Annotated in this window: 25 protein-coding genes and 1 riboswitch; of the genes, 10 read left to right on the forward strand and 15 right to left on the reverse strand. The window is 69.5% G+C overall.

Translation table 11 applies throughout. The annotated features are described in order from the left end of the window. Window positions 1–83 precede the first annotated feature (83 nt). From CJ179_RS32065 to CJ179_RS32075, 3 genes are all read right to left on the reverse strand, one after another. Window positions 84–401: a chorismate mutase gene (locus CJ179_RS32065; RefSeq protein ID WP_095864115.1), complete on the reverse strand. Its 318-nt coding sequence runs from the start codon at window positions 399–401 to the stop codon at window positions 84–86. A 136-nt stretch (window positions 402–537) separates the two neighbouring features. Continuing rightward, window positions 538–1,938 carry a phenylacetate--CoA ligase family protein gene (locus CJ179_RS32070; RefSeq protein WP_095864116.1) on the reverse strand — a complete coding sequence of 467 codons (1,401 nt, stop codon included), beginning with the start codon at window positions 1,936–1,938 and terminating at the stop codon, window positions 538–540. A gap of 80 nt (window positions 1,939–2,018) precedes the next feature. Continuing rightward, a complete protein-coding gene (locus CJ179_RS32075; RefSeq protein WP_095864117.1) occupies window positions 2,019–2,591 on the reverse strand; it encodes a hypothetical protein in 573 nt (190 codons plus the stop codon). A 142-nt stretch (window positions 2,592–2,733) separates the two neighbouring features. On the opposite strand from CJ179_RS32075, the gene CJ179_RS32080 reads away from it, so the two are divergent. Beyond that, window positions 2,734–3,342: a hypothetical protein gene (locus CJ179_RS32080; protein ID WP_095864118.1), complete on the forward strand. Its 609-nt coding sequence runs from the start codon at window positions 2,734–2,736 to the stop codon at window positions 3,340–3,342. Between the two features lie 23 nt (window positions 3,343–3,365). On the opposite strand, the gene CJ179_RS32085 is transcribed toward CJ179_RS32080, so the two are convergent. The 6 genes from CJ179_RS32085 to CJ179_RS32110 form a co-directional block, all read right to left on the reverse strand. Beyond that, entirely contained in the window at window positions 3,366–3,947 is a 582-nt protein-coding gene (locus tag CJ179_RS32085; protein WP_095864119.1) for a histidine phosphatase family protein, read from the reverse strand. Next, window positions 3,944–5,047, reverse strand: a complete 1,104-nt coding sequence (locus CJ179_RS32090) for an ABC transporter ATP-binding protein (protein WP_095864120.1) — start codon at window positions 5,045–5,047, stop codon at window positions 3,944–3,946. Before CJ179_RS32090 ends, CJ179_RS32085 begins: the two co-directional genes overlap by 4 nt. Before the next feature lie 26 nt (window positions 5,048–5,073). Continuing rightward, the gene (locus CJ179_RS32095; RefSeq protein WP_257015892.1) at window positions 5,074–6,741 is read right to left on the reverse strand and encodes an iron ABC transporter permease; all 1,668 of its coding nucleotides are present in this window, start codon (window positions 6,739–6,741) and stop codon (window positions 5,074–5,076) included. Next, entirely contained in the window at window positions 6,725–7,756 is a 1,032-nt protein-coding gene (locus CJ179_RS32100; RefSeq protein WP_095864121.1) for an ABC transporter substrate-binding protein, read from the reverse strand. The genes CJ179_RS32095 and CJ179_RS32100 overlap by 17 nt, the downstream gene beginning before the upstream one ends. A gap of 44 nt (window positions 7,757–7,800) precedes the next feature. Further along, a complete protein-coding gene (locus CJ179_RS32105; protein WP_257015921.1) occupies window positions 7,801–9,264 on the reverse strand; it encodes a tyrosine-protein phosphatase in 1,464 nt (487 codons plus the stop codon). Window positions 9,265–9,392: 128 nt separating this feature from the next. Then, window positions 9,393–10,292, reverse strand: coding sequence for a MurR/RpiR family transcriptional regulator (locus CJ179_RS32110; RefSeq protein WP_095864123.1), 900 nt, complete (start codon window positions 10,290–10,292; stop codon window positions 9,393–9,395). A 424-nt stretch (window positions 10,293–10,716) separates the two neighbouring features. On the opposite strand from CJ179_RS32110, the gene CJ179_RS32115 reads away from it, so the two are divergent. From CJ179_RS32115 to CJ179_RS32125, 3 genes are all read left to right on the forward strand, one after another. Next, a complete protein-coding gene (locus CJ179_RS32115) occupies window positions 10,717–11,388 on the forward strand; it encodes a transglycosylase family protein (RefSeq protein ID WP_095864124.1) in 672 nt (223 codons plus the stop codon). A gap of 67 nt (window positions 11,389–11,455) precedes the next feature. Continuing rightward, window positions 11,456–11,743, forward strand: coding sequence for a hypothetical protein (locus CJ179_RS32120; RefSeq protein ID WP_095864125.1), 288 nt, complete (start codon window positions 11,456–11,458; stop codon window positions 11,741–11,743). 131 nt (window positions 11,744–11,874) lie between these two features. Beyond that, complete coding sequence (locus CJ179_RS32125; RefSeq protein WP_072951303.1) at window positions 11,875–12,711, forward strand: CoA ester lyase; 837 nt, start codon at window positions 11,875–11,877, stop codon at window positions 12,709–12,711. On the opposite strand, the gene CJ179_RS32130 is transcribed toward CJ179_RS32125, so the two are convergent. Both CJ179_RS32130 and CJ179_RS32135 read right to left on the reverse strand, forming a co-directional pair. Next, entirely contained in the window at window positions 12,708–14,117 is a 1,410-nt protein-coding gene (locus CJ179_RS32130) for an MFS transporter (RefSeq protein WP_095864126.1), read from the reverse strand. The genes CJ179_RS32125 and CJ179_RS32130 overlap by 4 nt on opposite strands. 86 nt (window positions 14,118–14,203) lie before the next feature. Beyond that, a complete protein-coding gene (locus tag CJ179_RS32135; protein WP_072950573.1) occupies window positions 14,204–14,398 on the reverse strand; it encodes a hypothetical protein in 195 nt (64 codons plus the stop codon). A gap of 221 nt (window positions 14,399–14,619) precedes the next feature. On the opposite strand from CJ179_RS32135, the gene CJ179_RS32140 reads away from it, so the two are divergent. Both CJ179_RS32140 and CJ179_RS32145 read left to right on the forward strand, forming a co-directional pair. Further along, window positions 14,620–14,973, forward strand: coding sequence for a serine recombinase (locus CJ179_RS32140; protein WP_095864127.1), 354 nt, complete (start codon window positions 14,620–14,622; stop codon window positions 14,971–14,973). A gap of 69 nt (window positions 14,974–15,042) precedes the next feature. Beyond that, on the forward strand, window positions 15,043–15,870 hold the full coding sequence (locus tag CJ179_RS32145; RefSeq protein WP_072950571.1) for an alpha/beta fold hydrolase: 828 nt from the start codon (window positions 15,043–15,045) through the stop codon (window positions 15,868–15,870). On the opposite strand, the gene bla is transcribed toward CJ179_RS32145, so the two are convergent. After that, window positions 15,845–16,801 (reverse strand): class A beta-lactamase, encoded by a 957-nt coding sequence (gene bla, locus CJ179_RS32150; RefSeq protein WP_095864128.1) that lies wholly within the window; start codon window positions 16,799–16,801, stop codon window positions 15,845–15,847. The genes CJ179_RS32145 and bla overlap by 26 nt on opposite strands. A 147-nt stretch (window positions 16,802–16,948) precedes the next feature. On the opposite strand from bla, the gene CJ179_RS32155 reads away from it, so the two are divergent. The 3 genes from CJ179_RS32155 to CJ179_RS32165 are packed head-to-tail and all read left to right on the forward strand — an operon-like array spanning window position 16,949 to window position 19,382. Further along, window positions 16,949–17,842 carry a LysR family transcriptional regulator gene (locus CJ179_RS32155; protein WP_095864129.1) on the forward strand — a complete coding sequence of 298 codons (894 nt, stop codon included), beginning with the start codon at window positions 16,949–16,951 and terminating at the stop codon, window positions 17,840–17,842. Further along, window positions 17,839–18,744 carry a serine hydrolase gene (locus tag CJ179_RS32160; RefSeq protein WP_095864130.1) on the forward strand — a complete coding sequence of 302 codons (906 nt, stop codon included), beginning with the start codon at window positions 17,839–17,841 and terminating at the stop codon, window positions 18,742–18,744. Before CJ179_RS32155 ends, CJ179_RS32160 begins: the two co-directional genes overlap by 4 nt. Before the next feature lie 38 nt (window positions 18,745–18,782). After that, window positions 18,783–19,382: a hypothetical protein gene (locus tag CJ179_RS32165; RefSeq protein ID WP_143548932.1), complete on the forward strand. Its 600-nt coding sequence runs from the start codon at window positions 18,783–18,785 to the stop codon at window positions 19,380–19,382. Here the strand turns inward: CJ179_RS32165 and CJ179_RS32170 are convergent. Genes CJ179_RS32170 through cobG form a run of 3 tightly spaced genes read right to left on the reverse strand, consistent with a single transcriptional unit; the run spans window position 19,357 to window position 22,640 of the window. Continuing rightward, window positions 19,357–20,859 carry a precorrin-2 C(20)-methyltransferase gene (locus CJ179_RS32170; RefSeq protein ID WP_072950564.1) on the reverse strand — a complete coding sequence of 501 codons (1,503 nt, stop codon included), beginning with the start codon at window positions 20,857–20,859 and terminating at the stop codon, window positions 19,357–19,359. The genes CJ179_RS32165 and CJ179_RS32170 overlap by 26 nt on opposite strands. Next, a complete protein-coding gene (locus CJ179_RS32175; RefSeq protein ID WP_095864132.1) occupies window positions 20,856–21,482 on the reverse strand; it encodes a precorrin-8X methylmutase in 627 nt (208 codons plus the stop codon). Before CJ179_RS32175 ends, CJ179_RS32170 begins: the two co-directional genes overlap by 4 nt. A 24-nt stretch (window positions 21,483–21,506) precedes the next feature. Further along, window positions 21,507–22,640: a precorrin-3B synthase gene (gene cobG, locus CJ179_RS32180; protein ID WP_095864133.1), complete on the reverse strand. Its 1,134-nt coding sequence runs from the start codon at window positions 22,638–22,640 to the stop codon at window positions 21,507–21,509. A gap of 6 nt (window positions 22,641–22,646) precedes the next feature. Further along, window positions 22,647–22,790, forward strand: a riboswitch (cobalamin riboswitch). Between the two features lie 55 nt (window positions 22,791–22,845). On the opposite strand from cobG, the gene CJ179_RS32185 reads away from it, so the two are divergent. Continuing rightward, window positions 22,846–26,448, forward strand: a complete 3,603-nt coding sequence (locus tag CJ179_RS32185; RefSeq protein WP_095864134.1) for a cobaltochelatase subunit CobN — start codon at window positions 22,846–22,848, stop codon at window positions 26,446–26,448. Window positions 26,449–26,459: the final 11 nt, after the last annotated feature.

Here is a 26,459-nt window from a genome sequence, read left to right on the forward strand (position 1 = left end):
ACAGGCGAACAGTGCCCAGCGTCGCGAGGACTGCTGGGCACTGCTCTCGCGATCGGTGTCGACCGAGGTGAGTGTCGGTGCGGCTACCGTGTTCGGTACGTCGACGAAAAGGGTGGCCGCGCCAGCCGGAGCAATTCCAGCGCCAGCAGCGAACCTCGGGGGCCCAATTCGTCCTGATAGCGGCGGATCACGTCGGTCTCCCCGCCGAGCGCGACCATCGGTGCACCGGACTCGACCCGGGTACGGGCCGCGAGCTGTGCGAGAACGAGGCGGCGATTGACCGCGTCCAGGATCTCCGCGTCGAGGCGGGCGATCTCGGCGTGAACGCGATTCAGATCCGTGCCGTCGGAGACTGCGCCTGTGGCGTCTTCGCTGACTGCCCCGAAATCACTGTCCGTCATCGTTGCTCCTCGACTGGGTGACCGTGTACGACCATCGTCGGACGGCAGCGGCCGCAGCGACAGACACCCTGGGGTGAGGAACGGCGACCCCTGTCCGGCCGGGCCGACCGGGCGGGTGCCGAGAACCGACTGCGCGCTACCGCAGTGCGATGAACCGCTGCAGTTTCCCGCTCGCCTGATGACGCTGCAGGTGGTCGACGACCTCGATCCGGACCTGCGGATCGGACAATCCTTGCCGGCGCAACGCCTCGGCGACAGCCGACGTCAGCCGGGCGACGTCGGGGTCGCCGACCGCGAAGATGTCCGCACCGTCGACGGTCTGCCTGACCTGGTACTCGGAGACACGCGGATCTGCGCCGAGGACGTAACGAAACGTGCTCGCGGGCACCGTCTTCGTCCCGTATCGGAAATCGTCGTCGCGCCGCCCGCCGATGTCGGCGACGCGCACGAATGCACTTCCGCACGGGCAGGTGCCGGGGAGCAACGTGACCTGATCGCCGAGGTCGTAGCGGATGAAGGGAAACGCCCGGTTGGCCAGGCCCGTGGCGAGTGTTCGCGCGGCCGGCGCATCGGCGGCGACCGGGGTGCCAGTGTCGTCGACGCGTTCGAGCACGACCTCGTCCTCGCACACGTGCAGTCCCTCGCCGTGTCCGCAACCCACTGCCTGCACGCCGATCTCGGTCGACCCCCAGAGGTTGTGGATCGGCACCGACCAGGCTTCGCCGATGGCCTGCCGATCCTCGTCCAGCAGTGGCTCGGAGTTGGTGCTCACCCGGACGGGGTGAACCTGCAGACCGCCGGCCAAGGATGCTCGGGCGAGCCGTCCGATCACCGACGCATATCCGACCAGGTGCGTGGGGCGAGCCGCGGCCACGGCGGCGACGATTTCGTCGAACGGTGCGCCTGCCGGGATCACAACGGTCTCCATCCCCGGTGCGGTCGGCACATCGAACAAGGGGGTGCTCGCGTGCGGAGGGACACCGGCCGCGAGCACGGCGAGGCGCGAAGGAGACTGCACCGGCGCCCGCCGTTCCTCCCGCGCCTGCATCCGCCAGGCCAGGCACGCGGCCGACACGGAGAACTGCCAATCCCAGACGTACACGCCGCGGACACCACTCGACCCACCCGAGCTGAAGATCTGTGCGTCTCCCGGGGTGTACGAAAACCATTGCTGCTCGGCCAGAATCCGTTCGGCACGCTCGCGATCGAGGTCACGAGTGGTGACGATCGCATCCCACTTGTCCTGCGCGTCCTGCTTGGTCATCATCGGCAGCGACGCCAGGTCGGCGACCGTGGCCGTCGACGGATCGAGACCACGAAGCCGTGGGGCGTGAAACGGCGACCGCTCACGGGCGTGCGAGAGCAGGGCCCGCAGCCGTGCGGTCCGGTAGCGCTCGATCTGTTCTCGCGGCCAGTCCAGGCGTCGCGTGTGGTCCTCGAGGGCCGCCTGAACCGCATTCAGCTGGCCGGCGCGCACACGCGCGTACGCCGTGTGCCCCATGTCGTCCGGAGCATCTCCGGGTACCGATCGGGACATGACGCCCTCCGCATCAGGGTGGTCCGGCGCATCACTGTCGTCCGTGCAAATTCGAGTCTTGCACAGCGGGGTGTCGACCGTCAGCGTGTGCGAATCTTCCGCAGAAGACGCGTCAGCGTTCGGGCGTCCCGCCACCCGAACGACGTGCGGTCCGTGGCACGCCGTTGGAGCATGTCCACGATCCGCGCGGGAACGGCGACTCGGTGCCGCACCGCACTGTCCACGACCTCGAGGACCGCGCGGTGTGGCCGGTCGTCCTCGAGCGCAAACCCCGCATCGTGCACAGCCTCGGGAGGCAGTGCCGGCCGCAACGCGGCGACCACCTCGTATGCGAACGCGTGGAAATCCTCCCGGCCGGAGGCGTTGGTGAACGTGACGGTGGCGATCGACCCGAGAAGTTCGCTCTCGCGGGCCAGGCGGGGGAGTTGTCGCTGCCAGTCGGGCGCGGCCGTGATTCCGGCTCCGGCGATCACGCCGACCGCACCGAGTGCGCGAACGTGTTCGAGCCACCCGTGCGGAGGCACGACGACACCATCGAAGAGAACGTCCGTGTCGTCCTCGATCAACAGGGTGCGTCCGTCGGCCGGTGTACCCCGTCGGTCCGCTGCGGGCGCGTGGTAGATGGCGACGGCGGCGACTGCTGATTCCCCCATGGATCGTTACGATGCCACAGAAAAAGTCCGACTGGAAGGTTTTGTTCGCGCTTTCGGCGCGCCGTTGCCCTATCCCGCGTCCACTCGTGCGACCGCCCCGGTCGTGCTTGCGGTGCGTCGGCGGCTTTGGAAACCTCGGAGTATGGGAGGTTTCATCGCGCAGCACGCGGCCGCTGTCACCAGCCTGGCCTTCGTGGTTGCCGGCCTCGCAGTCCTCGTGGGTCGCCGGCGCGACGCGCCGTCCATCACCTACGGCCTGCTCATCGTCGCGGTCGGTGTCGGGTCGCTCGTCCAGCACGGACCCGACCCTCCGTGGCAGGGATACGCGCACGACATCCCGATCGCGACGTTGCTCGCGTACATCGCCGTCGACGCCGCGTCCGATCGGTTCGGCCGACGGCTGTCGCCGGGGTGGTGGCTCGTTGTTTCGCTCCTGATGATCCCCACCGTGGCTGCCGGCCCGACGGCGTCGACGATCGTGCAGGCACTCCTCGCCGCGGCCGCGGTGGGACTCTGCCTCGAACGCGCCCGCGTCCGACCGGAGTTGCGGCGCACGACGATCGTCGCGGCAGTGCTTGTCGCGTCCGGCGCGCTGCTCGGCGCCGTCGGCGACCGGACGCCGATCTGCAGGCCGGGTACTCTCCTGCCGGGCCACGCGTTGTGGCACGTGCTCGCCGCCGCCGGATTGTGGCGGCTTGAACCCATGATCGGTTCGTCGGCCGATACGACGGTGAGACGGCGCAGGTCATGACGCTCGGCGCCCGGAGTGAAGGACTACGCAGGGTCCGCGACACCGTGAAAGACGGTGCGGTTGACCGACACGACCCGCCACACTCCCGCCCATTCGATCTCGCAGACCGCGCCGTTGACGATGCGCGGCACCACCGTGTCGGACAGGTCACCGAGTACCGCGCGGATGAGCGCCCCGTGCGTGATCACTACGACTCGGCCGTCGGGGTAGGTCCCGGCGATCGCGCCGAGGGCGCGGCAACCCCGCGCCGAGACCGATTGCAGTGACTCGAGGTCCGGGAAGGCGCCGTCCGGCCACCGACGCTCGGCGTCCTCGCGGGTCAGCCCTTCGGCGGCGCCGTAACTTCGTTCGGCGAGTCCGGAATGCGTTCCCGTGACACCGATCCCGAGGTATTCCGCGATGATCCGGCCGGTGCCGACCGCGCGAGACAGTGGGGAGGTGACCACCGTGTCCCACGCCTCGGCTTCGAGTATCCGCGCGGTATCGCGAGCCTGCCCGCGGCCGACGTCGTCGAGCGGTACGTCGGTGTGGCCCTGCAACAGCCCCCGCCGGTTCCAGTCGGTGCGGCCGTGGCGGACCAGCGCCAACCGGGTCGTCTCGCTCATCGCCGCGATCCGGCGAGCGCCGCCGCACTGGGAGCGGGCACGTCGGCCTTCGTCGGGGCCGGGTAGAACAGGCCTCGGCGGATCGTCAGCCGGACGCGGTCGCCGACCACCGGCCGGGTTCCGCGGACCGCACACCGGAATTCGGCGCCGCGGCAGGACACGACGACGTCGCTTGCCTCGCGCCCGAAGAGCGACGACATCACGATCCCCTGGGTAGTACCCGCGCTGTCCGTCGACGTCACCTCGATGTCGGAGGGCAGCACGGCGAGGATGCCGGTTCCGGATGACATGTCCGCCAGCCGATCCCGACCCACGTGCACACCGCCGTCGGCGCTCGAGAAGCCATGGTCGGACACGGTGCCGGGCAGCAGGTTCGCGTCCGAGAGGAACTTCGCGACAAACGCCGAGCGTGGTCGCTGCACGAGTTCCTCCGGTGTCCCGACCTGCTGAATCCGCCCGCCGTCGAGCACGACGACCCGGTCGGCGAGGGCGAGGGCCTCGGCGCGATCGTGCGTGACATGCACGACCGTCAGGTTCTGCGCGCGGGTGAGGGTGCGCAATTCCAGACGCAACCGATCGCGCAGCGGTTCGTCCAGCGCGGACAGCGCCTCGTCGAGCAGCAGCGCGCGGGGCTGCGCCACCAGCGCCCGGGCGAGCGCGACACGCTGGCGCTGCCCACCGGACAGCGTCGCCGGATCACGCTTCGCCAACCCGGGCAGCCCCACCAGATCGAGCACGTCCGCGACCCGCTCGGCGCGCCGGGCGTGCGGCACCTTGGCAACCTCGAGCGGGTACGCGACGTTACGCCCGACGCTCCGGTGCGGCCAGATCGCATGCTGCTGGAACACCATTCCCAGTCCACGCTTGTCGGGGGGCACGGCGCGGGTGCCGTCGGCGACGACCTCGTCGCCCAGCCGCACGAGCCCCACGGTGGGGGCGAGAAACCCGGCGACCGTGCGCAGCAGGGTGGTCTTACCCGAACCCGACGGTCCGACGAGTGCGACGAACTCACCGTCGCGGACGTCCAGGTCGATACCGGACAGTCCCGCGGTGCCGTCGGGGTAGCGGAGGTCGACACCGGTGAGGGTGATCGCGGACATGAAGAGGACTCCGATCTGTGGAGTGGTCAGCGCCCGGCGCGGGTGCCGGCGAACAGGCCGAGACCGACGATGCCGACGAGCGCGACGAGCAGGGACAGCGCGGACGCGGCGTTGTAGTCGCCGGTCTGCTGCAGGTTGAAGATGGACACCCCGAGAGTCTGGGTGCCGGGTGCCACCAGCAGCACCGACATGGTCAGCTCGCGGACCGCGGTCAACGCCACCAGCACACCGCCGGTCGCCGCGGCAGGCACGGTCATCGCCACCGGCACGTCCCGCAGCGTCCGCAGGCGGGACGCGCCGGATGCGCGTGCCGCCTCCTCCAGCGACGTGGGGGTGGTGGACAGCGGTGCACGCACCGCCTGCACGACGATCGCCAGGAACGCGGTGACATAGGCGCACAGGATCACCCAACGAGAGTCGAACAGGCCCGTGTAGCGGCCGACGATCAGCCAGCCCACCGCGATGACCAGTCCGGGCACCGCCTGCGGCAGCATGGCGAGAAGATCGAGGCTCGTGTTGTCCCGCGACCGGGTGCGGGTGGTGAGCACTCCGATCACCAGGCCTGCGACAGCGCACACAACTCCCGCGCCGACGGCGAGGAGGAGCGAATTCTGCACGCCCACTACGGTGCCCGGTGCGGTCACGGCAGCCACGATGCTCTCGAGTGTCAGGTTGTCCCAGGTCAGCGGCACGCCCGGGGCGGGGAGCAGCGCCTGGGAGGCGAGCGCGAGGAGCGGAAGCCCCGTCAGCGCGAGACCGACGGTCCAGGCAAGTGCGCCGGTCGGGATGCGGGCACCGCCGAGCGGCAACGGTTGCTGGGCGGTGACCGGACCGTCGAGTTGCCTGCTGCGCCGAGACAGTCGCCGATCGACGAACACCGCGAGGACGGCGAGTATCAGCAGCACGATCCCGATCGTGGAGACCACCTCGAGCGGCCGGTCCACCGTGCCGGACTGGATGTAGCGGTACACCATCGTCGACAACGTCACGTATCGCTCCGGCAGCCCGATCAGGGCAGGAATCCCGAAGTCGGCCAGGTTCGACACCGCGGTGAGTGTGAACGCGGCGAGCAGGGCGGTACGCAACAGCGGCAGCGTCACGGTGCGCATCGCGCGCCACGGGGAGGCACCGCCGATCCGGGCGATCTGCTCGAGGTCGCCCGGCACCTTCCGCAGCGCCGCCGCGATGATCAGATACGCCAGCGGGTACGCGTGCACCGTCAGTAGGAAGACGACGCCGTCACCGCCGTAGATGTTCCACAACGGGCCACCGAACCGTTCCCCCCAGAACCGATTCGCCAGGCCGCTCGGGCCGAGGAGGCCGGTCCACGCGATCGCCCCGACGAACGGCGGGATCAGCAATGGCGACAACAGGATCAGGCGCAGAACGCCGCGGCCTGGCAGATCGGTTCGGTCGAGCAGCAACGCCATCGCGGTCGCGAGAACCACCGCGAACATCGCAGACAGGCCGGCCGAGACCACGCTGTGGGTCGCGGCGCCGACGATGTCGTCGTCGATCAGTTGCGCAATGTGGTTGCCGCCGAGCCCGAGTGACACGACCGTGGCGAGCGGCGCGACGATCACGGCGGCGACGAACAACCACAGCGCCACCCGCACGGCCCCGACGGGATCGAACCGCCGCCCGGGCAGGACCCGGGCGGCGGGAGAGGATGCGGACCTAACCGACGAGACCATTGAACTTCCGGACCGCGTCGTCCTGGATCTTCGTGATCTCCTGCAGATCCGGGGTGAGCAACGCCAGGTCGGCCAGTGCCGGTGCCCCGTCCGGGGTGCCGACGTCGCCGCGCACCGGCAGGTACTGCTGTTTCACGGCGAGTTCCTGACCCTGCTTGCTCACGAGGAAGTCGACGAACTTCCGCGCCGCCTCGGTGTCGTCCGAACCGGTGAAGATGCCGGCCGGCTGCGAGATGTACGGAATGCCGTCTGTGGGATAGGCCAGCGCGATCGGCGATCCCTTCGCCGCCAGTTCCCGTACCAGGTAGTCGACGACGATGCCCACCGGCTGCGTTCCGGCCGCGACGGCCTGCCCGACCGGCCCGTTGCTCTCGGCGACCACCGGGTCGTTGGCGGCCAGGGCCTCGAGCCAGCTCTCGCCGAGTTCGGGCGTGCTGAGCCACACCGCGGTGTTGAACGCGGCGGCACCGGACACGTCGGGATTCGGCAGCGTGATCTGGCCGCGGTACTTCGGGTCGGCCAGGTCCTTCCACGCGGTGGGAGGCGCGTCGACTGCCGTGGTGTTGTAGGCGATCACCGTCGGGATGATGCGGGTGCCGACGTAGTAGCCGTCCGGATCGACGACGTCCGGATTCAGTGTGTTCACGTCGGCGGGGGTGTACGGCTGCAGCAGACCCTCGGTCTTGTAGCTCTCGAAGGTCGGGGCGTCGGCCGCGAGCAGAACGTCGGCGCCGATCGTGCCGGTGGTGCGTTCGGCCTCGATGCGGGCGGTCAGGTCGCCGGTGCCCGCGCGGAACACCTCCACGTCGATGCCCGTCTCCGCGGTGAATGCGGCGACGAGCGCGTCGATCTTGGCCTGCGGTTCCGAGGTGTACACCGTCAGGGTCCCGGCGCCGCTGTCGGCGTTGCCGGTCTGTTCGGCGTCGGGTGCGGCGGGCTCGGAGCACGCGGCGAGTGTGAGCGCGGCGACCGTGCCGAGCGCGGCAGCCGATACGAGGCGGGACAGGGTTTTCACGAATTCTCCTGGTCGAAGGGGGATGAGGGGATGACGAGGTCGGTTCAGGATGCGGCGGCAGTGAGCGTGGGGTTCGACCGGAACAGCACGTCGGGGGTGTGCAGGGGAACCGGCAGCGCGCTGACTCCGTGCCGGGAGCAGCGGACCATCGAGTACATCGGGGCGTCGAACCCGATGACGGTGTCGGCCGGCGTCCCGGTGTCCTGCAGGTAGGCGAGCGAACCACCCACCCATACCGGGATCCCGGCGAACACCCCGCTCATCGGGTGGTGGAAATGGCCGGCGAGGATCGCGACGACGTCGGAGCCGGCGAGCGCCACGGCAAGTTCCTCCGGGGCCGCGAGTTCACGTCCGGCGAGGGTGGCCGCGGGCGACGGCACCGGCGGGTGGTGCAGCGCCAGGACCGTGCCGTTCGGTGCGGGCGAGCGCAACTCGGAACGCAACAGGTCCAGATCCTCCCGCGACACCGATCCCGCCGCGGTGTCGAGCCCGATCACCCGGAAACCGTGCACGTGTTCGACCGGGTTCCGTCCGAAAACCGCTGCAAAGCGGCGTGGTTCGTCGTGGTTTCCGGGGACGACGACCACCGGGCACCCGAGTCGGCCGCGCAGCTCGTCGAATACCGAGGCGAGAGCCGGGTAGCTCGACCCGTCGCCGTGGTGTGACAGATCTCCGGTGACCACGACGACGTCGGGACGCAGCGTCGACGATTCGACGCGGTCGGCGACCCGTCGCACCCGGGCAATCCCGTCGACGCGGGAGTGGAGCGGCGCGGACGCGGAGGCGTGCACGTCGCTCAGGTGCAGCACGGTGAGGGTGGTGGCGTCGAGCAGTCGTGTGCGCAGAGCGGCGAGGTCGGTGTCCGTGAATCCCTGGGCACGAAGGTAGTTCGTCATGGTTCCATGCCGGGAACGGACGTGGGTGAGGGCGCCGGCGAGTACCGACGGCGGCGAATCCAGGTGCAATTCGAGGGCGCGGGCGTGCTCGGCCGAGTCGAGTGCCAGCTCCGTCAACAGGCGCCGTACCGCTTCCTCGCGGTGGGGCCGCACCTGCGTTCCGGACCGGGCGTAGTCGTCGAGGATCACGGCGTCCGGCACCCCCACCGCCGCGAGCGCCAGAGCGACGAGCAACCCGGTGCGGTCCTTACCAGCGGTGCAGTGCACCAGCACCGGGGCCGGGGAGCATGCGAGCGCGCGCAGCGCTTCCACGAGCGCGCCGCCACGGTCGTCGAGCAGGGATCGGTATACGTGGGCGATGTCGCCGGCCTGCGGTGGCCCCGTGCGCGGGTCGTACAGCGGGTGGTGAGCGACCGTCCAGCCGCCGGTCGTGTCGGCCGTGGCGCGTTCGGTGGCGTCGCGCAGATCGATCACCGTGCGGATGCCGTACGCGCACAGCATGTCCCGGCCCTCGGTGTGGAGGTGGTCGAGCGCCGCGGAGCGGAACAGTGTGTGCGGCATCAGTCCGGGGCCCGCCACCGCCCGCATGTTGAACGTGCCGGCCACCTCCATCGATTCCACGACTCATCCTTCGTCACTCAACGTTCCATCTGTTCCGGAACGGCGTTCCGTCGGTGACATCGTGTGGGGCGAGATTGAACAGGTGGGACCGCGAATCGGAACAACCGGCGGCGGGAACGCTAACAGTCGATCATGTTCCGGTTGCCGCACTCGTTCGTATGACCCGGTTCGTCGGGAAGTGAATCGCTGAGTGCGTCCGCGACGACGTCACGTGCCCCGGTGTCGTCCGCCTGCTGCTCGGGATGGCCGAGTACCGCGCGCTGCAGGGCATACAGGATCGTGAACTGGCTGATCCGCGCCGAGAACGAATCCGCCTCGTTCTCGTGAACGCCTGCGCCTGCCCACAAGACGTGGTCGGAGAGCCGGGTCAGCGGGGTAGTGGAGTAACTCGTGATCGCCACGACCGATGCGCCCCGGTCACGCGCCGCCGCGCACGCCCGCAAGGTGTGGGTGTTCGCACCGGAGTAGCTGACGGCGAGACATACGTCCCGGTCGGTGAGCAGCCGCGCCGAGAACTGCTGCCCCAGGATGTCGAGCGGCGCCTCCACACTGCGACCCGCGGTGGTGAAGCGCAAGGCGGCATCCTGGATCGGTGGGGACGAGAATCCGTTGCCCACCAGCAGGATCCGCCGGGCCCGCACGATCAGGTCCACGACGGCGGCGAACCCGGCGGGATCGATGGTCGCGCGAGTCGCGGCGAGCGCCTCGGCGGCGGCTACGAACGCCGTGTCCACCGGGGTGGCCGCCGCCCCCTCGGGATCCGGTGTCACACGGGCCAGTTCGAGTCGAAGGTGCTGGAATCCGCGGAATCCCAGTCGCTGGCACGCCCGCACCACCGTCGCCGGGGACGTACCCGACGCCGCCGCCAGTTCCGCCGTCGACAACTCCACCACCGCCGCGGGCTCGGCGAGCACGGCCCGCGCGACTCGCTGCTCCCCGGGGCCCAGAGTGGCCAGGCCGGCGCGCAACCGCGCCAGGGTGGTGCTCGAGCGCCACGGATCGGCTGAGGAATGCGACATGTCGGCACTGTCCTGTTCGTCCCCGCGCCGGTGGACTCCGGCGGTGTCGGGATCGTCAGGGTAGCCAGTCCACCGCCACCGTCGAAGGACGGGAGCGTGCGTTCACTGCATCGTCATCCAGCATTCGCATTACTGTTCAACAGATGTCGGAATTGTCACGACATGGACTCGAACGGGTATCGAAACCTCAGAACTGCACAATTTTCACTCGCGTTTCTCAATAGTCGAACATCCGTACCTTGTTCATGCCGTGTGAATTTCGGGAGGAGGCCACGTTCGGGGGCCCGCCGCTGCAAATCTGCCGACGCGGGTTCGTGATCCCGACACCTTCGAGGCGCGGGACGAGGCACCGAAAGGATCGCCGGCAATCGACGTGTCGTCGCCGGCATGCCGCGTCCGCAAGCGCGGAGAGGATTGAGCCAGCATGACCACTCGCAACATGGAGAAACGCACGTTCGGCTGGATCGCCCTGATCGGCGCGGCCGCCACCATTCTACTGGGGCTGGGCGCGGGAACCGCGTTCGGCGCGCCGCACGACTGGGAAGAAGTCGCAGAGTGCGAAAGCGGCGGCGACTGGGCCACCGACACCGGAAACGGGTTCTACGGCGGATTGCAGTTCACACCGGAAACCTGGAAATCCCACGGCGGAACAGGAGTGCCCTCGGAAGCCAGTCAGGCCGAGCAGATCCGGGTCGCCGAGAACGTATTGAAAACCCAAGGCCCCGGCGCGTGGCCGGTGTGCGGCCAGTATCTGAAAAAGGGTGGCACAGCGCCCGTCGAGGTACCCCCCGTCACCAAGGCGCCCGCACCGGCAATCGAGACTCCCGACCCCGTGGAGACGCCGGATGCAGTGGAGACGCCGGACGCAGTGGAGACGCCGGACGCAGTGGAGACCCCTGATGCCGTCGAAACCCCCGATCTTGCGGAGACTCCCGACGTAGTCGAGACGCCCGCACCGGTCGAAGCGCCTGCGACAGCCGAGGATCCCGCGACGGTGAAGGCGGCCGCCCAGGAGGCCCTGGACAGAGCCCGCGCACTCGCCGCGCAGAACGGGTCGAGCGAGGTGTTCGAGGAGAGGGCCGCAGCACCGCGGTAACGTCCGACGCTTCTTGTGCGAACTAACCACACAGAACTGTCGTGTCGTCGCCTACGAAGGAGCTCTCGTGCAGAAGAAGTCCGCCCGGCGTGCCGCAGCACTGGCCGGGATACTGGCCGCACCTCTTGTCCTCGGAGCCACCGTCGGCGCCGGTACGGCGAGTGCCGAACCGTGGCACGTCGGACCCGTCTACCGTGCCGAGACGTCCGGCGAAGGCGCGGAGTACTTCTGCGGGAAGGCTGCGGCGCTCGAACAGACGTCCGGGGTCGTAATCGTGCCGTGCACGTTCGACTCGGCCACCGCCGTCTGGTACCGCGTCGTCTTCAACCCGGCCAATTGGGGCTTCGACTTCTGAGCCGGACCGGACGGGTCGGGCGCCGCACCTGACGAAGCGGTGCCCGAACCCCTTCGCTGCACTCCGCTTCGTCGAGTGTGCCGCCTCCCGGTGAAGCGCAGACTCCTCGGTATGGCCGAGGAAAAAACAGCATGAGTGTCGAGACAGCCCAGCACAGCGAGATCGACCTCGCGATGTCGCGAAGTTGGCTTCTGGTTCCTGCGGTCGGGAGCGAGGTCTTCGCCGCGGCGGCGGACTCCGGCGCCGATGCGCTGATCCTCGACCTCGAGGACGGCTTGCCGTTCGCCGCGAAGGATGAGGGTCGTGCCTGCGCCGCCGGATGGCTCGAGCGGAATCCGGGTTGGGTGCGGATCAACGACGTAACCACCCCGCACTGGCGGCGCGACCTCGACGCGATCCGGGGCCTGCCCGGGCTGCGCGGGCTGATGCTGTCGAAAACCGAAGCACCCGCACAGGTCCGGGACACCGCCGCGGAGATCCCCGGTGTCCCGCTGGTCGCCCTCATCGAATCGGCGGAGGCCGTCGTCGCCGTGGACGACATTGCTCGCACCGCTCCCGTCACCCGGCTCGCGTTCGGGATCGGCGACTACTGCCGCGACACCGGCGCCGGACGAACCCCGATGGCGTTGGCATACGCCCGGTCCCGGCTCGTCAACGCCAGCCGGGCAGCCCGGATCGCGGCTCCGATCGACGGGCCGACGCTGGCGCAGAGCGCCGAGATCGTCCGGGACGACACTCGACTTGCCCGCGAGATGGGGATGACCGGAAAACTGACGCTCGCGAACGAGCAGGTACCCGTGATCAACACCGCGATGGCGCCGGACTCGGACGACATCTCCTGGGCCGAGTCGACGATCGAGCGACTGGGCCCGGACGGTAGCCATGTCACGCACGGCGGGCATCCGCCGCAACTCGCCCGTGCCCACGACATCCTCCGTCGCGCGCACCACTTCGCAGCGCGGGCCTAGGACGGGTCGGCGTTCCCTCGGTCGGCCTGCCGGGTCGCGCGGTACGCAGTGAACACGCCGGCCGTCGCGATGACGCCGAGACCGAGGAACAGCAGTTGCGCCGAGGTGAGGGTCGAGGGCGCGCCGAGATTGACCAGCACACCGGCGACCGCGGACCCGACGGCCATGGCGATCAACTCGACCGTGTTGAGCCCGGCCGCCGCCTTGGCGCCCTCGTGCGCGTCGTCGGTGCTCTGCATGGCGGCGACCATCAGGTGCGGGAAGGCGAGTCCGATGCCGGCGCCCGCGGCGGCCAGCGTGACAGCCCACAGAATCACCACGGCGAGTCCGGAGACGTCGCGCCAGAGGGCCGCCGTGAGGAGCAGGCCCGCGGCGAGGACCAGTGGTCCGGTGATCATGGCCACCGTCTTCGGGCGCCGCCGGGAGATGTCGGAACTGAAGATCATGGTCACCGACCATCCGACCGACATCATGGCGCCGAGGAATCCCGCGGCGAACGGCGCCAGTCCGGCGAGCCGTTGACCGAACAGCGGTGTGAAGGCCTCGGACACGGTTCCGGACGCGAGGACCGCGATGGTGAGGTAGATCCACTTCAGGGACGACGCCCGGCTGTACGTCGACTTCGGCAGCACTCGGCGCGGTGATCGCCGCTCCCAGGCCAGGAACGCTGCGACGAACACGACTCCGACTGCGATCAGGATCAGCATGTGGGTGCGGTTGCCGAGGATGCCGGCCACACTGATCGCGATCGTCGCCAGGGTGAGCAGCGCGAGCGACGTGGCGGGGACGGGTTCGCCGCCCCGCACACGCTCGGTGCGCGGCAACGCGCGGGGCGCGATCACTGCGATGACCGCGGCGACCACCGCCAGCGCGACGAACGCGAGTCGCCAATGGCCGAGTTGGGCGAACAGGCCGCCGATCGCCGGTCCGGCGAGAGTTCCCACGCCCCACATCGCCGACACCAATGCGGTCGCGCGGGCCCACAGACGTTCGGGCAGCGCCTCGCGCAGTACGGCGTAACTCAGGCCGGCGAGCAGGCCCCCGCCGATCCCCTGCACTGCACGTCCGACGAGGAGCACCTCCATCGACGGACCGATCGCGCAGATCATCGTGCCCGCGCAGAACGGCGCCAGCGCGAACAGATACGCACGGAGCGCCCCGCGGTGTGCGAGGAGGCGGCTCACGGTCATCGACGAGATCACCGACGCCACCATGAAGACGGTCGCGCTCCACGCGTACAGCGATTCGCGCCCGAGCTCGCCGATGGCGGTGGGCAGCAGACTCGTGGTCAGGAAGATGTTGACGGCGTGCAGTCCGACGCCGCCGGCGAGGACAGCGGAGGTCGAGCGATACCGGGGTCCGAGCAATTCGGACCAGCCGGCCTGTGACGGGGCGGTCGTTGTCATGCACTCCACGCTAAAAGCTTGAGTGGACTCGAGGTCAAGGGGACGATGCGATGTTTTTGGACCGAAGGACTGAACGATGACGTGTTTCAGAGGTATTCGTGGCGGTGTCCGCATTCGAGGCCGTCGGGGGCCGATCGTGAGCATCGATTCATGCAGTGGAAGACCCGGTACCGCTTGCCCGGAGGCAGCGACGCGAATCCGGCGTGGGCGTCTTTGATCTCGTATCCGATCGGACCGTGGCAGGACGAACAGGTCTTGGTCGCGTCGGTTCCGCTCTCCATTCACCCATCGTAGGTCGATTCACGGGCGGGCACGGAGAAATTCACGTCCCACCTCGAGGTCCGGCATCATCGTCCCGACCATACCCGGGAAAATGGGAAAGTCCACCGGAGTCGCAGTCGTGAGATCCCAAGAAGCGCAGTAAAGCTCACGAACTTGCTTGTTCCCTGCGGGTGGCTATGGTGCACGCGGGCATCAACGCCAATTACCGGAGGACTGAAATGTGAATGCAGCTACCGATCGTCAATGGGCGGTTCGTGACGCTGTTCTGCGTTGGCTTCTGGCGAAGGCTGGCGAAGGTTATCGAAGTCCGATTCTGGACGCGGACGCCATCGGTGAGACCGTCGGCTGGGCGCCGTCGCCCTTGACCCGGGACGAAGTGGCCGACGCGTCGAATCATCTCTACAAGGAAGGGTATGTGACGGGCGTGCCGGTGATGGGTATCGGGATTCCGCGCCCGATGCTGACGGTCGCCGGGCGGCGGGTCGCCGAGGGCGGAAGGTCGCTGCGCCCAGTCGATTGCCGTCACGATGTCGAGGGCGGGCACTCGGTCCTCGAAAGCGGCCTCGTGCATTAGTCACAGGTGAGTGGCACGGTGTGCGTCAGTACACCGTGCCACTCACGTGCGGGATGGCACACTGCGGGTGTGGAGCTTTCGCAGACCCTCGAATGGCGCGGCAGGTCGGTGGCATGGGACAAGTTCGGGAACGGCCCCGCCGTAGTGATGTGCCACGGGACGCCGTGGTCTTCGCAGCTGTGGTGGCCGTTCGCACGCGCATTCGCCGCCGAGTTCTCGGTCTACCTGTGGGACATGCCCGGGTACGGGCAGTCGTCGAAGGACGCTGCCCACGACGTCGATCTCGGCATCCAGGGTGAACTGCTCACCGACCTCCTGCGGCATTGGAACCTCGAGGCACCCCACGTCGTCGCGCACGACTACGGGGGTGCCGTCGCACTCCGCGCCCATCTCCTGCACGGCGCGCGGTACACCTCGCTGGCCCTGATCGACGTGGTGGCACTGCGGCCGTGGGGATCCGGCTACTTCCGGCTCGTCGCGGACAACGCCGACGTCTTCGCCGCGCAACCGGCCTCCGTGCACCGTGGTGCTCTCGAGGCGTACATCGCGGGTGCGTCCCACCGCGGCCTGACCCCCGCTCAGATGGCCGTGCTGACCACGCCGTGGCTGTCGGAGGAGGGTCAGGTCGCGTTCTACCGGCAGATCGCCCAGGCCGACGAGCGGTACACCGACGAGATCCAGGACCGGTACGCGTCGATCGAGGTTCCCGTCGCGGTCGTGTGGGGGAGGGACGACGCCTGGATCCCCGTCGACCGGGCCGAGGAACTGGCGCGCCTCATCCCCGGTGCGACACTCGAGGTGATCGACGGCGCCGGGCACCTGATCCAGTTCGACGCTCCCGTCGAACTGGCGGTGTCGCTGCAGAGATGGCTCACGGCGCGGTCACACCCTCGATGACAGCCGCAGTCGTGTCGGCGATCGCCTGGTTGTTTCCCTGCGCGTCTTCCTGATTCGTGAGGCTGTCGGTGAGGACGGCGAGAACGATGGGGGAGCCGTCCGGACTCCAGGCGACGCCGGCGTCGTTGGCGGTCCCGAACCCGCCGCCACCGGTCTTGTCGGCGGCGGTCCATCCGGGCGGAAGACCGGCGCGCATCCGCTTGTCCGAAGTCTTGCTCGCCCGCATCCACTCGAGAAGCTGATCGCGGCTTGCCGCGTCGAGGGCGTCGTCGAGGAGCAGCGCCCGGAAACCCCGGGCGAGGCCGGTCGGTGTCGTCGTGTCCCGGGGATCGCCGCGGAAAGCGGTGTTGAGTTCGGTCTCCCACCGGTCCAGTCGCGTGCTCTCGTCGCCGAGGTCGCGGGCGAGGGCGGTGACCGCCTGCGGACCGCCGATCTCGCGGAGCAGATAGTTTCCGGCGGTGTTGTCGCTCTGCGTCAGCGCCGCTTCGGCGATCTGCCCCAACGTCATCGGGGTGCCCACGGCAGCGGCGGTGACCGGCGAGTTCTCGACGAGATCGCCGGGTTCGATCACCACCGTCTTGTCGAGGGCGGTCGACCCGTCCTCGATCTTGCGCAGGACCGCGGCGGACGCGTAGGCCTTGAACGTCGAGCACATCGCGAATCGTTCGTCGCCCCGGTGGCTGTAGACCGCGCCGGTCGCGGGATAGACGGCCGTCACCCCGATCCGCGTGGCGTACTGCGCTTCCAGTGCCTCGATTTTCGCGTCGAGGGACTGCTGATCCGGTAACGCAGCCACCTCCGACGTCTTGGGCAGGGTTTGCTCCGCGGTGGCCGTGCACGCCCCGACCAGCAACGGCAGAGCCAGTGCGAGTGCAACGGCGCCGCGACGACCGGTGCACCTGGGCTTCGGGTGATATCGATGTATCAGCATGGACCCAATGTGGAGGTGCCCCCGCCCATAGCGCAAAGACGAATCCGCCGTCGCGGCGAGTCGGGTGCGCTATTGCCCCAGGTCGGCAGGACGTTTTGTGTGTGCGAAGTGACGGGCTCGCCGAAGTGGGTGATCGGAACTGGTTCAATGGGCGCCATGGATCTGCTGCGCCATCTGAGTTTCTTTGTCGCCGTTGCGGAAGAGGGGCACTTCGGCAATGCCGCGTCGCGACTTGGCATGACGCAGCCGCCGCTGTCACAGGGGGTGCGTCGGCTCGAGCAGAGACTCGGCACGGAGTTGATTCAGCGCAGTGCCCGCGGCGTCGGACTCACCGACGCCGGACGCCAATTGCTCCCGCGTGCGAGGCTTCTCGTGGACGACGCGACCCGATTCGAGGACGAGGCGCACCGCATCGCGGGTGGTCGCGACGCGGTGGTGCGGTGGGGTGTCCCGCACTCGGTGGCCGACGCCGTGGTGGTGCGCTGTGTTCGTGCGTTGCGAGACGTCGACGCCACGCATCCCACCCGGGTGGTGACGACCACGGCGTCCACCACCGAACTCGTGGACGCAGTCCGCGCAGGCAGTCTCGACGTCGCCGTGGTCGAGCATCCGGCCCTACTGACTGGTCTCGACATCGGCCCGGTCGTCAAGCTCCGGCGGTGGGTGGTGGTGCCTGACGACCACCCGGTGGCAGCCGCGAAGAAGGCGCAGGTCCGGATGCTGCGCGGGCTGATGCTGGCCACCGGTCCGCGCTCGGACAATCCGCCTGCCCACGACCTGTTCATCGACCTGTGGCGGGTGCGGGGTCTGGACCTGGACATCGTGATCGCGTCGGGGCAGCGGGAACTCCTCACGCGCGTGTCCGCCGGCGGGCATTTCGGAGTGACGGCGTCGCCGCCCACGGTGATGCCCGGTGTGGCGTGGATCGATCTGCTGCGCGACGACCTCTCGCTGCGCGTGCGCATCGTCTGGCGCTCCGGGGCAGATGTCGCATCGTCTGCCGCCGCCCTCGACCGAGTGCTGATCAGGGCCGATCGATGACATCGGCGGAGAAGCGGATCCGTGACGTCTTCGCCGACGCCGGGTGCACCGGATGGTTGCACGCCCGCCGCGTCGGTACCCCGGTCGGCGATGCCGGCGACATCGCAGTCGGCGCGGACGACGTCGTCGTGCTCGCGTCCGTCTACAAACTTCCGCTGCTCGTGGCCCTGTGCCGCGCTTTCGAATCCGGGGAGTTGTCGCCGACCGCGACCGTCCGGGTCAATCCGGCCGACTGCACTCCTGGACCGACGGGAGTGTCGACGTTCCGCGACCCGGTGGTGCTGAGCTGGCGGGATCTGGCGTTGTCGATGATGACCGTGTCCGACAACGCGGCCGCCGACCTGGTTCTCGGGCGGGTGGGACTCGAGAGCGTCGAGCGGTCACTGTCGGACCTGGGCCTGACGAGCACGCGCATCATCGGCGGCACCGCGGATGCGCACCGCAGTTTGGTGATCGACGCCCATGCGCACACCACCGCCGAAGCATTCGCGGCGCTTGCGGACAACGACGAGGCGTGGACGGTGTCCGCCTACGACCCGTCGTACGCGAGCGCGACGACGCCGCGGGAGATGACGTCGCTTCTCGACGCGATCTGGACCGGACGGGCGGTGCCCGGCGCGCAGGGCGAGTTCGTCCGGCAGGTGATGTCCGCGCAGATCTGGCAGCACCGTATCCGTTCCGGGTTTCCGCACTCCGGGGTGGACGTCGCCGGGAAGACCGGGACCATCGGCGCCATCCGCAACGAGGTGGCCGTCGTGACGTTTCCCGGTGAGATTCCGGTCGCGGTCGCCGTCTTCACCCGCGCCGCGCGGACGGACCCGGTGCTGCCGGTGGTCGATGCCGCGATCGGGCACGTCGCCCGGATCGCGGTGACCGAACTCCGCTCCGGCCGCGTCGCCTGATCGGTGTGAAAACACTTTCGATCGGGAACAGCAAGGACATGGCACTGAGAATCGTCGTTCCCGAGGACCTGATCATGGATGGCCAGTGCGCGTTTCCCGTGGTCGGAGATGTCGCGGAGTACGCGCTGAGGTTCTACCCGCGCGGAGATACCGATACCGGTCCGGGCGACTTGCCGGACTTCGGATCGGACGTGACGGGAGAGATCGAGAATCTCGACGACAGGCCGGTGCGTTCGATGTTGTTTCGTGGCGCCGGGTTCACCGCATTCGTGAAATCGGCCGACGAGCTGCGCGGTCCGGTCCACCTCCGTGGTTACTTCGAGGCGGATTTCGCCGCGCTGCTCCCCGAGTCCGCACGAGTGACGGGATCAATCCGGCGCCGGCAGTTGATCACGCACACGCGTCACGCCGATCCCGACGGGCGGTACCGCTGCGCAGGCACCTACACGCTGAGCGAGGTTCCCGACGGAAAGGCCGGCCTCCGCACGGGTCTGGTTCCCGCGCCGCCACCTGTGTCGGGGCCGTTCGCGGGAACGGGCTGGGTCGAGATGGTGGCGCCGCGGGACGGTCCCTGGATCCGGGAGAGCGGAATCCTGGTGGAGCTCGATCCACTCAACCCGGATAGCGCCGGGGCGTGAAGACCCTCGTCCCGTGTTCGTTCTCGACGACGGTCGTCATGGAGGAGCCCACGATGAGCAGGCACCGCATGTCGATCTCGGCCGGGTCGAGGTCGGCGAGCCGCACGACCCGCACCGACTCCTGCGCGCCGGCCACGTCGCGGCCGATGATCACCGGGGTGTCGGGGGAGCGGTGCTCGAGGACGAGGTCACGCATCGCGGCGACTTGCCAGGTCCGTGACTTCGACGCCGGGTTGTAGACGGCGAAGGCCATGTCGGCGCTCGCGACCGCCGAGATACGCTGCGCCACAACGTCCCACGGCTTGAGTCGATCGGACAGGGACAGCACGGCGTAGTCGTGGCCGAGGGGTGCGCCGACCCGGCTCGCCACGGCGTTCGCGGCAGTCATGCCGGGCAGCACGCGGACGGGGACGCCCCGCCACTGTTCCTCGGCGGCCACTTCCAGCACCGCGGCGGCCATCGCGAACACACCCGGGTCGCCCGAGGACACGACGGCGACGCGGGCCCCGTTCTTGGCGAGGTCGAGCGCCATCGCGGCCCGTTCGGCCTCGACCCGGTTGTCGCTCGAGTGACGGCGCTGTCCCGGACGTTCGGGGACCCGGTCGATGTACGGCCCGTATCCGACGAGGTCGGTGGCCAGCGACAGTTCGTGCTGCACTTCCGGGGTGGTCCAGGCCTGATCGCCGGGGCCGAGCCCGACGACGACGAGTTCGCCCTGCGGAGGCGCATCGTCGCGGCGGGCGTTCGACGGGCTGGGCACGATGGCGATCGAGAAGTAGGGGACGTCGCTGTCCGACACGTCGTCCGCGTGGTCGATCTTCTGCCGTGTCGTGCTGGCCCGCTCGACGTACCACGTCTCGTCGATGCGACCGGAGTCCTTCAACGCCTGCCGCACCGCCGGGTAGGTGCGTCCGAGTTTCAGGATGGCGGCGGCGTCGGTCTCCCGCAGGCGCCGCGTCAGCTCGCCGCGCGGCAGGGTGCCGGGCAGGACGGTGAGGATTTCCTCGCCCTCGACGAGCGGCATCGCCAGCGCGGCCGAGGCGGCGCTGATCGACGTCACCCCGGGAATCACCTCCGCCTCGAAGCGCTGCGCCAGCCGCTTGTGCATGTGCATGTACGAGCTGTAGAAGAGCGGGTCGCCCGCCGCGAGGAGCGCCACCGTACGGCCGGCGTCGAGGTGCGCGGCGAGCCGCTGCGACGCTTCCTCGTAGAACTCGTCCATCGCCCCCTGGTATCCGCCCGGGTGGTCGACGGTCTCGGTGGTGACCGGGTAGACGAGGTGCTCCTCGATCTGGCCCTCACGCAGGTACGGCGCCGCGACCGCGCGGGAGATGCTCTTGCCGTGCCTGGCGCTGTGGAACGCCACTACGTCGGCCTCGGCGATGACCCGCGCAGCCTTGACCGTCACCAGTTCCGGGTCGCCCGGTCCGATGCCGACGCCCCACAGCTTGCCGGTCGACTGCTCGTTGGAACTCATTCGACTTCGCTCGCAATCGCATTCAGCGCCGCAGCCGTGATGGCACTGCCACCGCGGCGGCCGCGGACCACCAGATAGTCGAGTCCGCTCGGGTGCTCGATCAACGCTTCCTTCGACTCCGCCGCGCCGATGAACCCGACCGGGCCGCCCACGATCGCGGCGGGCCGGGGTGCACCGGATTCGATCATGTCCAACAGGTAGAACAGGGCGGTCGGGGCGTTGCCGATCGCGACGACGGCCCCCTCCAGTTTGCTGCCCCACAATTCGAGCGCGGCCGCCGAGCGGGTGTTCCCGATCTGCTCCGCCAGCACCGGAACCCGGGGGTCGCGCAGGGTGCAGATCACCTCGTTGTCCGCCGGGAGACGCTTGCGGGTCACGCCGGCGGCGACCATCTGCGCGTCGCACAGGATCGGGGCGCCGTCCGCCAGCGCCGCGCGGGCGGCCTTCACGACGCCGGGGGTGAACGCGACGTCGTCCACGAGATCGACCTGACCGCTCGCGTGGATCATGCGGACCACGGCCTGTGAGACGTCCTCGGGAAAGGCACTGAGATCCGCCTCGGCGCGGATCGTGGCGAAGGACTGGCGGTAGATCTCCGCGCCGTCTCGGATGTACTCGATCATCCGCTCACGATAGAGGCTCCGGGTTCACCGCTCCTCCACCCGGTAACCCGTCTCGGTGGCGACGACGTCGGCGACCTCGCCCTTGGGGCGGCCGCAGCACCGCTCGCAGCCCGACCAGTGCTGTCGGCCCTCCACCGGGAGTTCGCCGCTCGCGACGGCGTCCCGCGCATCGGTCCGCACATCGGCTAGCGCCTTCTCGCACCCGGGTTGCCCGGTGCAGGCGCTGACGTTCAGCCACGGGGAGTTCTCGTCGAAGATCAGGCCCATCGGGGCGAGGACCCGGACCACCTGCTCGGCGGACCACTCGTCCAGATCGCACAGCAGCACCGTTTTCCACGGCGTGACGACTACCGGCTTCTCGACCGCGGCGAGGAATTCCGCCAGCCGGGCGTCGAGGACCCCGAATGCGAGACCGCCGCCGAGGGTCACGTTGCCGTCCGGCTGGTCGAGCCACCCGATCGGCGGCCGGTGCTCGTCGAACCCGCCAACCGGGTCGGCGGTCGGTGCCAGCGTCAGTGCCGACAGCGTCCGTTCGACCCCGTCGGCGATCTCGGACAGCCGCCAGTGCCGTTCGCGCAGCTCCAGGAAGACGCGGGCGGCATCGACGAGCATCGACACCGCGTCCGCTGTCGGGATCCGGACGCCGCTGTCGCGACCGGCGAGGATCAGCGCGACCTCCGACCCACCGACAGCGTGGACCCCGAAATCGCCGCCGAGCGCCGAGACGTCGCCCCGGCCGTCGTCGAGGGTGAACAGGGTGCGGCCGGGCAGGTCCGCCAACGTGGGGTCGGCGCACAACGTCCGGTCCAGTACACCGACCAGATCGCGCAGGTCCGTCAGACCCCCGATCCGGCCGGTCAGCGGCGAGACGAGGATGTTCCGGACCCGCTCGTGCGTTTCCGAGGGCAGCAGGCCCGCGTCGGCGAGGCGCCGGGCGAACTCCAGCGGATCGCGGACCGCCCGCAGTTGCGCATTACCGCGGGACGTCAATTCGATCTCGCCGTTGCCGAGGTCGCGCGCCGATTCCGCGAGTGTCTGCAGCTGGGCGGAGGTCAGCACACCGCCGGGGAGGCGCACCCGGGCGAGCGCACCGTCGGCCGCCTGATGGACCTGCAGCGCGCCGGGGCATGCATCGGGGCGGGAACGGGAGTCGACCATGGTCCCAGGTTACGTCCGGCCCCGGGTAGCATCACCAGCACTTGCGACAGCAGGAGAGGAAGCCGGTGCGAATCCGGTGCGGTCGCGCCACTGTGAGCTCGCCGAAACCGGTGGGCGAGCCAGACCCTCGCCTGCCGTCCTCCGACCTCCGGTTCCGCACAGAACCACCGCCACGGGGCGCGACACCCCCAGGAAGGCTCCACACGTGATCCTGCTGCTCTCCACCTCCGACACCGACCTGCTCAGCGCACGCGCCAGCGGGGCGGACTACCGCTGGGCCAACCCGGCACGGCTGCTGGTCGAGGAGGATCTGCCGGGACTGCTCGACGGCGCCGACCTGGTCGTGGTGCGCATCCTCGGCGGCAAGCGGGCATGGGAAGAGGGACTCGACGCGGTCCTGGCCAGCGGACTGCCCGTGGTGGTCCTCGGCGGCGAGCACGCCCCGGACGCCGAGTTGATGGAGTGCTCGACGGTCGCGGCCGGTGTCTCGGCGGAGGCGCACAACTATCTCGCCGAGGGCGGCGCCGACAACCTCGCCCAACTGCACCACTTCCTGTCGGACACCGTGCTGCTGACCGGTCACGGTTTCGAGGCGCCGGTCCACCTGCCGAGCTGGGGTGTCGCGCCGTTCGCCCCCGACGCCGACGCGGACCGCCCCACGATCGCCGTTCTCTACTACCGCGCCCAGCACCTGGCCGGGAACACCCGCTACATCGAGGCCCTGTGCGAGGCCGTCGACGCGGCGGGCGGCACTCCGCTGCCGATCTTCTGCGCGTCGCTGCGCACCGCCGAACCGGAGTTGCTGACGACGCTGCGCCGAGCGGACGCGATGGTGGTCACCGTGCTCGCCGCCGGCGGCACCAAGCCGGCGGGCGCGTCGGCCGGCGGTGACGACGAGGCATGGGACGTCGCCGCGCTGGCCGCGCTGGACGTGCCGATCCTGCAGGGGCTCTGCCTGACCAGCAGCCGGGAGTCGTGGGAGTCCAACGACGACGGACTGTCCCCCCTCGACGTGGCCACCCAGGTCGCGGTCCCCGAGTTCGACGGCCGACTGATCACGGTGCCGTTCTCGTTCAAGGAGATCGACGCCGACGGCCTGTCCACCTACGTTCCCGACGCCGAGCGCGCCTCCCGGGTGGCGGGCATCGCCGTCCGGCACGCCCGGCTCCGGCACATCCCCGCACCCGAACGCCGGATCGCCCTGATGCTGTCGGCGTACCCGACGAAGCACGCCCGCATCGGCAACGCCGTCGGTCTCGACACCCCGGCCAGCGCGATCAGGTTGCTCACCGAGATGCGGGCCGCCGGCTACGACCTGGGCCCCGCGGACGGGCCGGACTCCGTGCCCGGCCTCGCGGCCCAGGACGGCGATGCGCTGATCCATGCCCTCATCGCCGCAGGCGGCCAGGACCCGGACTGGCTGACCGCGGAGCAGCTGGAGGGGAACCCGATCCGGATCTCCGCCGCCCGCTACCGCGAGTGGTTCTCGGCGCTGCCCGCGGAACTGCGCGAGGGCGTCGAGGAACACTGGGGACCCGCGCCCGGCGAACTGTACGTCGACCGATCGCAGGATCCCGCCGGCGAAATCGTCATCGCCGCAATGCAGTTCGGAAACCTCGTCCTGATGGTGCAGCCGCCCCGCGGATTCGGGGAGAAGCCGGTCGCGATCTACCACGACCCGGACCTGCCGCCGAGCCACCACTACCTCGCCGCGTACCGGTGGATCGCGGCGGACGCCGCGGCCGGCGGTTTCGGCGCCGACGCCGTCGTCCACCTCGGCAAGCACGGAAACCTCGAGTGGCTGCCCGGCAAGACACTCGGCATGTCCGCCTCGTGCGGCACCGACGCCACGCTCGGCGACCTGCCCCTGATCTACCCGTTCCTCGTCAACGACCCGGGGGAGGGCACGCAGGCCAAGCGCCGCGCCCATGCGACCCTCGTCGATCACCTGATCCCGCCGATGGCCCGCGCCGAGAGTTACGGTGACATCTCGCGGCTCGAGCAACTCCTCGACGAGCACTCGAACATCTCCGCACTCGACCCGTCGAAGCTGCCCGCCATTCGCCAGCAGATCTGGACGCTGATGCGTGCCGCCAAGATGGACCACGACCTCGGACTCGAGGAACGTCCCGACGAGGACGTGTTCGACGACATGCTGCTGCACGTCGACGGCTGGCTGTGCGAGATCAAGGACGTCCAGATCCGGGACGGGCTCCACGTGCTCGGTGCGGCGCCCCGAGACGCCGCCGAGGTCGAACTGGTGCTCGCCATGCTGCGCGCCCGGCAGATGTGGGGCGGCGAGCAGAACGTCCCCGGACTCCGTGAGGCTCTCGGCCTCAGCGAGGACGGCGACGAATCCCGCACCCGTGTGGACGAGATCGAGCAGCAGGCGCACGGGCTGGTGCAGGGCATGCACGACGCCGACTGGAACCCGGACGCCGCCGACACCCTCACCGACGACGCCACGGTCGCGAAGATCCTGCGGTTCGCGGCCACCGAGGTGGTGCCCCGGCTGCGGGAGACGGACAACGAGATCGCCCAGGTGCTGCACGCGCTCGACGGCGGTTTCATCGCCGCCGGGCCGAGCGGGTCGCCGCTGCGTGGGCTGATCAACGTGCTCCCGACGGGCCGGAACTTCTACTCCGTCGACCCGAAGGCCGTGCCGTCGCGGCTCGCCTGGGAGACCGGTCAGGCGATGGCCGAATCGTTGCTGGACCGCTACAAGTCCGATCACGGCGAATGGCCGCGGTCGGTGGGGCTGTCCGTGTGGGGCACGTCCGCGATGCGCACGTCCGGCGACGACATCGCCGAGGTGTTCGCGCTCCTCGGCGTGCGCCCGGTGTGGGACGAGGCGAGCCGGCGCGTGGTGAACCTCGAGGTGATCGACCTCGAGGAACTGGGCCGTCCGCGCATCGACGTCACCGTCCGGATCAGCGGCTTCTTCCGGGACGCGTTCCCGCACGTCCTGGCGTTGCTCGACGACGCCGTCCGGCTCGTCGCCGCACTGGACGAACCGGCCGAGAGCAACTTCGTGCGCGCCCATGCGCAGGCGGATCTCGCCGAGCACGGCGACGAACGTCGCGCGACCACCCGCATCTTCGGGTCCAAGCCGGGCACCTACGGGGCCGGACTGCTCCAGCTGATCGACTCCAAGAGCTGGCGCGGCGACGCCGACCTCGCCGACGTGTACACCACGTGGGGTGGGTTCGCGTACGGCCGCGGACTCGACGGCGCACCCGCCGCCGACGACATGCGGACGGCGTACCGGCGAATCACCGTGGCGGCCAAGAACACCGACACCCGCGAACACGACATCGCGGACGCCGACGACTACTTCCAGTACCACGGCGGGATGGTCGCGACCGTGCGGGCGCTCACCGGGAAGTCCCCCGAGGCGTACATCGGCGACAGCACCCGGCCCGAGTCGGTGCGCACCCGGACCCTGTCGGAGGAGACGTCCCGCGTCTTCCGGGCCCGGGTCGTGAACCCGCGGTGGCTCGAGGCGATGCGCCGCCACGGCTACAAAGGCGCGTTCGAGATGGCGGCGACCGTCGACTACCTGTTCGGATACGACGCCACCACCAACGTCGTCGCCGACTGGATGTACGAGAAACTCGCCGAGTCGTACGTGCTGGACGAGCAGAACCGCAAGTTCATGGAACAGTCCAACCCGTGGGCCCTGCACGGCATCGCCGAACGACTCCTGGAGGCGGCCGAGCGGGACATGTGGGAGCACCCCGAGCAGCAGACCCTCGACGGCCTGCGGCAGGTGTACCTCGAAACCGAAGGCGAACTCGAAGGGGACTGACCGGCATCGGG

It is taken from the genome of Rhodococcus sp. ACS1 (assembly GCF_002300155.1).
In the GTDB taxonomy this organism is placed as follows: domain Bacteria; phylum Actinomycetota; class Actinomycetes; order Mycobacteriales; family Mycobacteriaceae; genus Rhodococcus_F; species Rhodococcus_F koreensis.